General features: G+C 68.6%; 9 protein-coding genes. 6 read left to right on the plus strand and 3 right to left on the minus strand.

Annotation, left to right across the window (positions count from 1 at the left end):
* From ADBZ5N_RS14695 to proB, 5 genes are all read left to right on the plus strand, one after another.
* On the plus strand, window positions 1-1,087 hold a 1,087-nt coding region (locus tag ADBZ5N_RS14695; RefSeq protein WP_526258579.1), incomplete at its 5' end, for a ribonuclease E/G.
* A 164-nt stretch (window positions 1,088-1,251) separates the two neighbouring features.
* Window positions 1,252-1,575 carry a 50S ribosomal protein L21 gene (rplU, locus tag ADBZ5N_RS14700; RefSeq protein ID WP_526258581.1) on the plus strand — a complete coding sequence of 108 codons (324 nt, stop codon included), beginning with the start codon at window positions 1,252-1,254 and terminating at the stop codon, window positions 1,573-1,575.
* A 14-nt stretch (window positions 1,576-1,589) separates the two neighbouring features.
* Window positions 1,590-1,853 (plus strand): 50S ribosomal protein L27, encoded by a 264-nt coding sequence (gene rpmA, locus ADBZ5N_RS14705; protein ID WP_526258583.1) that lies wholly within the window; start codon window positions 1,590-1,592, stop codon window positions 1,851-1,853.
* A gap of 1 nt (window position 1,854) precedes the next feature.
* Window positions 1,855-3,309, plus strand: coding sequence for a GTPase ObgE (gene obgE / locus ADBZ5N_RS14710; RefSeq protein ID WP_526258585.1), 1,455 nt, complete (start codon window positions 1,855-1,857; stop codon window positions 3,307-3,309).
* On the plus strand, window positions 3,306-4,418 hold the full coding sequence (gene proB, locus ADBZ5N_RS14715; RefSeq protein WP_526258587.1) for a glutamate 5-kinase: 1,113 nt from the start codon (window positions 3,306-3,308) through the stop codon (window positions 4,416-4,418). The genes obgE and proB overlap by 4 nt, the downstream gene beginning before the upstream one ends.
* Here proB and ADBZ5N_RS14720 read toward each other — a convergent pair.
* From ADBZ5N_RS14720 to ADBZ5N_RS14730, 3 genes are read right to left on the minus strand one after another with little or no spacing between them, the layout of a single operon-like run.
* Window positions 4,415-5,173 carry a hypothetical protein gene (locus ADBZ5N_RS14720; protein ID WP_526258589.1) on the minus strand — a complete coding sequence of 253 codons (759 nt, stop codon included), beginning with the start codon at window positions 5,171-5,173 and terminating at the stop codon, window positions 4,415-4,417. The two genes, proB and ADBZ5N_RS14720, sit on opposite strands and share 4 nt — an antisense overlap.
* A 9-nt stretch (window positions 5,174-5,182) precedes the next feature.
* Window positions 5,183-6,022 carry an NAD-dependent protein deacetylase gene (locus ADBZ5N_RS14725; protein WP_526258591.1) on the minus strand — a complete coding sequence of 280 codons (840 nt, stop codon included), beginning with the start codon at window positions 6,020-6,022 and terminating at the stop codon, window positions 5,183-5,185.
* A gap of 43 nt (window positions 6,023-6,065) precedes the next feature.
* Complete coding sequence (locus ADBZ5N_RS14730; RefSeq protein ID WP_526258593.1) at window positions 6,066-7,181, minus strand: hypothetical protein; 1,116 nt, start codon at window positions 7,179-7,181, stop codon at window positions 6,066-6,068.
* 124 nt (window positions 7,182-7,305) lie between these two features.
* On the opposite strand from ADBZ5N_RS14730, the gene ADBZ5N_RS14735 reads away from it, so the two are divergent.
* Window positions 7,306-9,360 (plus strand): NAD(+) synthase, encoded by a 2,055-nt coding sequence (locus ADBZ5N_RS14735; protein ID WP_526258595.1) that lies wholly within the window; start codon window positions 7,306-7,308, stop codon window positions 9,358-9,360.
* Window positions 9,361-9,658: the final 298 nt, after the last annotated feature.

A 9,658-nucleotide genomic window follows, 5' to 3' on the forward strand; every position in this document is an offset into this window, starting at 1 on the left:
TCCGAAACTGACCAGGTACCAGCCCGCCGGCGGCCAGGACGGGCCGGACGTGTTCGCGGTGCACCGCATCGACGAGCAACTGGCCAAGGCGATGGACCGCAAGGTGTGGCTGCCCTCGGGCGGCACCTTGGTGATCGACCGCACCGAGGCGATGACGGTCGTCGACGTCAACACCGGCAAATTCACCGGCGCCGGCGGTAACCTCGAACAGACCGTCACCAAGAACAATCTCGAAGCCGCCGAGGAGATCGTGCGCCAACTGCGGTTGCGCGATATCGGCGGCATCGTGGTCATCGACTTCATCGACATGGTGCTGGAGTCCAACCGCGATCTGGTGCTGCGGCGGCTCACCGAGGCGTTGGCTCGCGACCGCACCCGCCATCAGGTCTCCGAGGTCACCTCGCTGGGGCTGGTGCAGATAACCCGCAAACGGCTCGGCACCGGCCTGATCGAGGCATTTTCCAGCACCTGCACCCAGTGCAGCGGCCGTGGGGTCCTGATGCACGCCGATCCGGTGGACCACGCTCCCCCCATCGGTCGCAAGGCGGAGTCCGGTGGGCGGCGCAACCGGCGCGGCCGCAAGGGCCGCGGCGAAGAGGCAGTGGTGGCGGCCGCCGAAGTCGTGGCGCGGGTGCCCGCACATGTTCCGGGCGAGCATCCCATGTTCAAGGCGATGGCGGCGGCCAAGAACGGCGATGAGGACGCCGAGGACGAGATCGCCGAACTGGCCGAGGAGTTCGAGGCCGAAAGCGCCGACATCGACCTGGTCAGCGTGTTGGACGAGGACGAGGATCTCGACGAGGACGACGACATCGAGGATCTCGACGAGGACGACGACGAGGACGACGACGAGGACGACGACGAGGACGACGACGAGGACGAGGACGACGACGAGGACGACGACGAGGACGACGACGAGGACGACGACGAGGACGATGACGACATCGAACTCGACGACGTCGACGAGGACGTCATCGACGACGACGCGATCGAGGAGGACACCACCATCGAAATCGTCGACCAACAACCGGCATCCCGAACCCGTCGGCGGGCCGCTGCCAGGCCCGCCGGTCCACCCGCGGTTTGACCCTGCAGATGCTGGTCACGTACCCTTAGCGCGTTGTCGCCAGGCCCAGCCGGCGGCAGCGGGACAGCTCGGGCCACCCCAGCGTCACCCGCGACACCAGACCCGCTCGCGCAACCACCGGTAGCGCGCGCCCAGCGACACGACCACCTAGTGGAAGAGGAACGATGGCAGCCGACACAGCCACCTACGCGATCGTCAAGGCGGGCGGCAAGCAGTACAAGGTCGCCGTCGGCGATGTGCTGAAGGTCGAGAAGATCGACTCCGAGCCGGGTGCTTCGGTGTCGCTGCCGGTCGCCTTGGTCGTCGACGGCGCCAAGGTCACCACCGACGCTGGCGAACTGGCTAAGGTTGCGGTCACCGGAGAGATCCTCGAACACACCAAGGGTCCGAAGATCCGCATCCACAAATTCAAGAACAAGACCGGCTACCACAAGCGGCAGGGGCACCGTCAGCAGCTGACAGTCCTCAAGGTCACCGGAATCAAGTAGCTAGAGGGACGGACATGGCACACAAGAAGGGCGCTTCCAGCTCACGCAACGGCCGCGAGTCCAACGCCCAGCGGCTGGGGGTCAAGCGGTTCGGCGGTCAGGTCGTCAAGGCCGGCGAGATCCTGGTCCGTCAGCGCGGCACTCATTTTCACCCTGGTGTGAACGTGGGCCGCGGAGGTGACGACACCCTGTTCGCCACCGCCCCAGGTGCGGTGGAGTTCGGTGTCAAGCGCGGCCGCAAGGTCGTCAACATCGTCCGCGTCGCCCGGCCGGAGTAGCTTGCCCCGCTTCGTCGACCGCGTGGTGATTCACACCCGCGCGGGCAACGGAGGCAACGGTTGCGCATCGGTGCACCGGGAGAAGTACAAACCTTTGGGCGGCCCCGACGGCGGTAACGGTGGGCGCGGTGGCAGCGTCGTGCTGGTGGTCGACCCGCAGGTGCACACGCTGCTCGATTTCCACTTCCACCCCAACGTCGTCGCTCCGTCCGGCAAGCAGGGGTCGGGCAGCAACCGCGACGGTGCGGCCGGTGCCGACCTGGAACTAAGGGTGCCCGACGGCACCGTCGTCCTCGACGAACAGGGCCGGTTGCTGGCCGATCTGGTGGGGGAGGGCACCCGGTTCGTCGCCGCAGAGGGTGGCCGCGGCGGGTTGGGCAACGCCGCACTGGCCTCCCGGGCCCGCAAAGCCCCCGGCTTCGCATTGCTCGGGGAGAAGGGGCAGGCCCGCGACCTCACCCTGGAACTGAAGACCGTCGCCGACGTCGGGTTGATCGGCTTCCCCTCGGCGGGCAAGTCATCACTGGTGTCCACCATCTCGGCGGCCAAACCCAAGATCGCCGACTATCCGTTCACCACCCTGGTACCCAACCTCGGCGTGGTGTCGGCCGGGGACCACACCTTCACCGTCGCCGACGTGCCCGGTCTCATCCCCGGGGCCTCCGAGGGCCGCGGTCTGGGGCTGGATTTCCTGCGCCACATCGAACGCTGCGCGGTGTTGGTTCACGTGATCGACTGCGCAACAATGGAACCCGGCCGTGACCCCGTCTCCGACATCGACGCGATCGAGGCTGAACTGGCGGCCTACCGGCCGACCCTGCAGACCGATTCCGCGCTGGGCGATCTCGCGGAGCGGCCACGGGCGGTGGTCCTCAACAAGATCGACGTACCGGAGGCCCGCGAACTCGCCGACTTCGTCCGTCCGGAGATCGCCGAGCGTGGCTGGCCGGTTTTCGAGGTCTCCACGGTGAGCCGGGAGGGGTTGCGCGAGTTGACCTTTGCGCTGTGGGACATGGTTGCCCGCTACCGGGCCGCCCAGCCGCCGGTGGTGGCCCGCCGGCCGGTGATCCGGCCACTGCCGGTGGACTCCAGCGGGTTCACCGTCGAACCCGACCCCGCCCACCCGGGCGGTTTCATCGTGCGCGGCACCCGGCCGGAACGCTGGGTGGCACAGACCGACTTCGACAACGACGAAGCGGTCGGCTACCTCGGTGACAGACTGGCCCGCCTCGGCGTCGAGGACGAGTTGCTGCGCCGGGGCGCCTCCGCTGGTTGCGCGGTGACCATCGGGGATATGACGTTCGACTGGGAGCCGCAGACTCCGGCCGGGGTGGATGTCACGCTGTCCGGCCGCGGCACCGACATCCGGGTGGAACGCAACGAGCGGATCGGGGCGGCAGAGCGCCGGGAAGCCAAACGGCAGCGTCGCGAGCATCCCGACGAGGAGAATCGGTGAGCGTTCACCGGGAGGCGATCCGCACCGCGCGCAGCGTCGTGGTCAAGATCGGCACCACCGCGCTGACGAACCCAGCGGGGCTGTTCGACGCCACCCGACTTGCGGCTCTGGCCGATTCCATCGAGACGCGCATGAAATCCGGCACCGACGTCGTCATCGTGTCCTCGGGGGCGATCGCCGCAGGTATCGAGCCGCTGGGGCTGAGCCGTCGACCCACCGACCTGGCCACCAAACAGGCCGCCGCTAGCGTCGGGCAGGTGGCGCTGGTCAACTCCTGGAGCACGGCGTTCGCCCGGTATGACCGCACCGTGGGTCAAGTGCTGCTGACCGCCCATGACATCGCCCAGCGGGTGCAGCACACCAACGCTCAACGCACCCTGGACCGGCTGCGGGCGCTGCACGCCGTGGCCATCGTCAACGAAAACGACACGGTGGCCACCAACGAGATCCGGTTCGGCGACAACGACCGGCTCTCGGCGCTGGTCGCTCATCTCGTCGGTGCCGACGCGCTGGTGCTGCTCTCCGACATCGACGGGCTCTATGAGGGCGATCCGCGAAAAGCACCCCCAGACAAACCGGCGCGCTTCATCCCCGAGGTCGCCGGGCCTGATGACCTCGACGGCGTGGTGGCCGGGCAGGGCAGCCGACTCGGCACCGGGGGGATGGCCTCCAAACTGTCCTCGGCGCTACTGGCCGCCGACGCCGGGGTGCCGGTGCTGCTGGCCGCCGCCGCCGACGCCGCCGATGCCCTCACCGAGGCGTCGGTGGGCACCGTGTTCGCGCCCCGGGCGACGCGCATGTCGGCGCGGCGGTTCTGGGTCCGCTACGCCGCCGAGGCCGCCGGGTCGCTGAGCCTGGACGCCGGTGCGGTGCGGGCGGTGGTCAAACAGCGCCGGTCGCTGCTGCCCGCCGGGATCACCGGATGCACCGGTCGGTTCTTCGGCGGCGACGTGGTGGAGTTGCACGGCCCGGACGCGACGATGGTGGGCCGCGGTGTGGTCGCCTACGACGCCACCGAACTGGAAACCATGATCGGGCGCTCCACCTCCGAGCTTCCGGCCGAACTGCGCCGGCCGGCCGTGCACGCCGACGACCTGGTGGCGGTCTAGGACAACGCCGTCGATCCTGCCGGCGATTTTGCTGTCGACCGTCCCATCACGCCCACCAGTGCGCCGATCCCGGTGACGACCGAGCGGATCGCCGCGGCGCGTTGCGCGGCAACCTCCAGCGCGTCGTGATCGGCCATCCGTACCGGGATGCCGTGGGCCTTCGCCGTCGACTCCACCAGATCCCGCACCGCGGGGTCGGCGAGCACCAGCGCGGCGGGCATGCCCGCCGACATCTGCTTGGTGCGCACCAGTCCGCGGTACTGCACCTCCGCGGGGACGCACAGGGTGAACACGCCGCGGTCGAGCCGAAGGTCGGCGGCCACGGCCACTGCCGTCAGCGCGGCCTGGCTCACCGCGTTCAGCACCCGGGCGCGGCCGGGGAACCGCCACAGCGGCAACCGGTTGACCTGTTTGGTGATCGCGTCGGTGGCCAGGTAGCCGACCAGCCGTCGGGTCCGGATCTCGGAGACCTTCGACCAGGCGACCTCGTCGCCGTCGTACTCGATACCGCCGGGGCTGACCACCACCGAGCCGAATTGGTTGAGCTGGCGGGCCAGGCCGCGCACCGGGCCCGGCATCCAGGGCAGGCTTGCGGCGGCTTCACCGACGCCGACGCCCCAGCGCTCGGAGGCCGGACCCGGCCGGGGGCGGATCGGCTTGAGCACCGACCCGCCAATGCCGACGGCGAAAGCAGCCAGGATGTCGCCGAAAGAGATGTCGCCCAGAGAAGTATTGCCGTTGTCTTCGGTAGCCACCCGGCGACCCTACGGCACCGCCGGTTTGCGGGCGGTCAGCTCCTCGGCCAGCAGCGTCAGCATCGGCGAGCAGCCGGCGTCCACCTTCACCGTGGCAAGGTCGTCGCCGCGGGTGGGTCCGCGGTTGAGAATCGCCACCGGTATCCCCTTGGCGGCGGCGTGCCGGACGAATCGGTAGCCGGAGAACACCGTCAGGGAAGAGCCGGCGACCAGTAGAGCGCCGGACTGATCCACAAGCGAATACGCCTGATCGACAACCTCTTTGGCAACCGACTCGCCGAAGTACACGATGTCGGGTTTCAGCATTCCGCCGCACTGCGGGCAGTCGACGAAACGGAATGAATCGGTACTGTTCACGACGGCGTCGGCGTCCGGTGCCACCGCCAGCCCGCCCACTTTCTCGGCGCGTTCGGTGAACCCGGGATTAGCGGCCTCCAGTTGCTCGGCCAGCGCAGAACGCGATATGCCGTACTCGCAGTCCAGGCACACCACGTGGGCGTACGTTCCGTGCAGGTTGATGACGGCGCGGCTGCCGGCCTTGGTGTGCAGCAGGTCGACGTTCTGGGTGATGACGCCACAGACAACCCCGGCCCGTTCGAGGGCGGCCAATGCGCGGTGGCCGGCGTTGGGCTCGGTCTGCGCCATATGGCGCCAGCCCAGGTGATTACGTGCCCAGTAGCGCTGCCGGTATCCGCGGCTGGAGGTGAACTGGTGGATGGTCATCGGGTTGGCGGGCGGGGAGTCCGGGCCGCGGTAGTCGGGAATGCCGGAGTCGGTGGAGATCCCGGCGCCGGTGAGCACCGCAACCCGCCGGCCGGTCAGCAGCGCGATGAGTTCCGGGGCGTCCACATCACGAGATTAAGTCAGTCCGGCCCGGGGGACCGAGCCCCGGTCACGCCGCGCGGCTGAGCAGCGTGCTCGGGCGGCGGGCCGGCATGGCGATGAAGCCGCCGGGACGCACCACCCCCAGCGGGCCGCGCATCGCGAACCGCAACGCGCCGGTCGACTCGAGTGCGAACCCGAATTTGGCCTGCCGGTGACCTATGCCGATCCCCGCGGAGAACAAGAACAACATGCCGACCAACCCGGGTAGTGCGGCGAGAGCGAGCTCCTTCAGCGACACCTCGCGCAGCGCTTCGCGGACTTCGTCGACGACCTGGGTGGCCACCCTGCCGATCCAGGGCGTCTCGGCGCCGGCTGTGGGGGAGGGGCCGGCGGCCGCGCCCGTTGACTGCGGCGGTGAAATCGAGACTGCGGTAGCGGCGGTTGCGGAGGCCGCTGCCGGCGGTGCCGCCTGGACTCGCTGCTGCGGACCCGAGTTCCCACGCGTGACAGCCTCCGACGGCTCGGGACGCGGCGCGGTCGGGACGGCGCCGTTGCGAACAGCATGCGACGGCGCCGGAATGAACTCGGAGTCGCCGGCTGAGGTCGACGGGGCGGCGGTGACGGTGACCGGGACCGAACTGGGGATGGTGACGGGTAGCGGGATGGGGATCGGCATGGAGGCGGGGAGGGGGATGGTGACGGTCACCGAGGCGGTGGCCGACGGAACGGCTGTGGCACTGGGGATTTCGACGCTGGGGCTCGGACCGTTGCCCTGTCCCTGCTGGCTGCTGGCCGTCGCGGCGACCGACTTGCCGAATGAATTGGGGGTGCCGGTACTCGCCGGGTTGGTCTTCCCGGTCGCGCCGGCGGCCACCGGCGGCGCGGCGTCCGGCAGGTTCTTCGGCCCGGGATTGGGCGCCCCGGGGGAGTTGCCCGGAGGTGTCGTCGCGGGCTTGCCGGGACCGGAAGAGGTCTTGCCCGGCGCGGAACCGCTGTTACCGGGCGCGGAACCGCTGTTGCCCGCAGTTGTGCCGTTCTTGCCGGCCGAACTGCCCGATGCGGTGGCCGACGGTTTGTCGCCGCCGTTGCCGCCGTTCTTGTCGCCATTCGAACCGGGCGCCGCGAGGGCCACCCCACCGCCGGTCAGCAAAAACCCGGCCGCCGCCACTGCAGCGGCTTTCACAGGCAAATATCGTCGGCCAATCAATGGATTTCCCAACCTCGGAGCAAAGCTGAGAATTTATCATAAAAGGATGTCCTCTCGGTGTCCACGGGCCACCGGGTTAAGCCGCAGGCCACAATGAGGCGTGGACTTCACTGCGGCCGACTTCTTCGGGGCCTACCGGCACGGATTCGTGCGGGTGGCGGCGTGCACGCACCGGACTGTGCTGGCGGACCCGGCCGCCAACGCCGCCTCGGTACTGCGGATCGCCCGGGACTGCCACGCCGACGGGGTCGCAGTGGCGGTCTTTCCCGAACTGACCCTGTCGGGCTACTCGATCGAGGACATCCTGTTGCAGGACAGCCTGCTCGACGCCGTCGAGGCCGCGCTGGCCGATGTGGTGGCCGCCTCCGCCGACCTGCTGCCGGTATTGGTGGTCGGTGCACCACTGCGGCATCTGCACCGCATCTACAACACCGCCGTGGTGATCCACCGCGGGCGGGTTCTCGGCGTCGCGGTCAAGTCCTACCTGCCGACCTACCGGGAGTTCTACGAGCGCCGCCAGATGGCGCCCGGTGACGATATGACCGGCACGATCCGCGTGCTGGGCGCCGAAGTTCCGTTCGGGCCGGATCTGCTGTTCGCCGCCGACGATGTGCCGGGCCTGGTGCTGCACGTGGAGATCTGCGAGGACATGTTCGTGCCGGTGCCGCCCAGCGCGCACGCCGCGTTGGCCGGAGCGACGGTGCTGGCCAACCTGTCGGGCAGCCCCATCACCATCGGCCGGGCCGAGGACCGCGCGCTGCTGGCCCGCTCAGCCTCGGCGCGCTGCCTGGCCGCCTACGTCTACGCCGCCGCCGGGGAAGGCGAGTCCAGCACCGACCTGGCCTGGGACGGCCAGACGATGATCTATGAGAACGGCCGGTTGCTGGCGTCCTCGGAGCGTTTCCCCAAGGGCGACCGCCGATCGATGGCTGACGTCGACCTGGATCTGCTGCGCGCCGAACGGCTGCGGATGGGAACCTTCGACGATAACCGTCGCCACTTTCAGGCGCAGAATGCGTTCCGGCGCATCGGTTTTCGGCTCGACCCGCCCACCGGTGATATCGGTCTGCGCCGAGAGGTGGAGCGGTTCCCGTTCGTTCCCAAGGATCCGGTCCGCCTCGAACAGGACTGCTACGAGGGCTACAACATCCAGGTCTCCGGCCTTGAGCAGCGACTTCGTGCGCTGGATTACCCCAAGGTCGTCATCGGCGTCTCCGGCGGACTGGACTCCACCCACGCGCTGATCGTCGCCGCTAAGGCAATGGACCGGGAAGGCCGGCCCCGCAGCGACATCCTGGCGTTCACATTGCCCGGTTTCGCTACCGGGGAGCGCACCAGAAACAACGCCATCGCGCTCTCCAAAGCCCTCGGGGTCACCTTCGAAGAGATCGACATCCGGTCCACCGCGACGGTGATGCTCGCCGAGATCGGCCACCCCTACTCTCGCGGCGAGCAGGTCTACGACATCACCTTCGAGAACGTCCAGGCCGGGTTGCGCACCGACTACCTGTTCCGGATCGCCAACCAGCGCGGCGGGATCGTGCTAGGCACCGGTGATCTGTCCGAGTTGGCGCTGGGCTGGTCCACCTACGGCGTGGGTGACCAGATGAGCCACTACAACGTCAACGCCGGGGTGCCGAAAACCCTGATTCAGCATCTGATTCGGTGGGCGATCTCCTCAGGTCAGTTTGACGAGGAGGTGGGGGTGATCCTGCAGTCGGTGCTGGACACCGAGATCACCCCGGAACTGGTGCCTGCCGGTGCCGGTGAGCAGGTGCAGAGCAGCGAAGCCAAAGTCGGGCCCTATGCGCTGCAGGACTTCTCGCTGTTTCAGGTGCTGCGCTACGGGTTCCGGCCGTCGAAGATCGCCTTTCTGGCCTGGCACGCCTGGCACGACCCACAGCACGGTGGGTGGCCGCCGGGTTTCCCGCTGGAGGAAAGGCACGGTTACACCGTGGGGGAGATCCGGCATTGGCTGGCGGTGTTCGCCCAGCGCTACTACTCGTTCAGCCAGTTCAAACGCTCAGCGTTGCCCAACGGGCCCAAGGTGTCGCACGGCGGTTCGCTGTCGCCGCGCGGGGACTGGCGCGCGCCCTCGGACATGGCGGCCACGGTGTGGCTGGAGGAGATTGAGCGGGAGATCCCCGAGGGCTGAACCCCCGGACTTTCCTCCCGAACACATTCTTGGTGTGATTTTAGTCACATCTGATGCAGGGTGTGGGATTTCTGACATGTACTTCTTATCGCGCGACCATGTTCGTGTCAGCGGGGTGCTGCGGCAGCGGTCGGCGAGGTGGCCGACAAAGCGAGTGGGGAGATGGCTATGTCTCATACGACACCTAGCAGGACCGGGTTCGTGGGTTGCGGGCGCTACGTGGGCCGGGTGGGGGCTTTGGCGGTGGCGTTGGGGGTCGGCGCGGCGGTCTCGGCGCCATCGGCGGCCGCTGATCGTC

It is taken from the genome of Mycobacterium sp., assembly GCF_044370595.1.
Lineage (GTDB): Bacteria > Actinomycetota > Actinomycetes > Mycobacteriales > Mycobacteriaceae > Mycobacterium.

Excerpts from the sequence above, each read along its gene's own strand:
- rplU (WP_526258581.1), top strand. The coding sequence starts at position 1,252 with ATGGCAGCCGACACAGCCACCTACGCGATCGTCAAGGCGGGCGGCAAG.
- rpmA (WP_526258583.1), top strand. The coding sequence starts at position 1,590 with ATGGCACACAAGAAGGGCGCTTCCAGCTCACGCAACGGCCGCGAGTCC.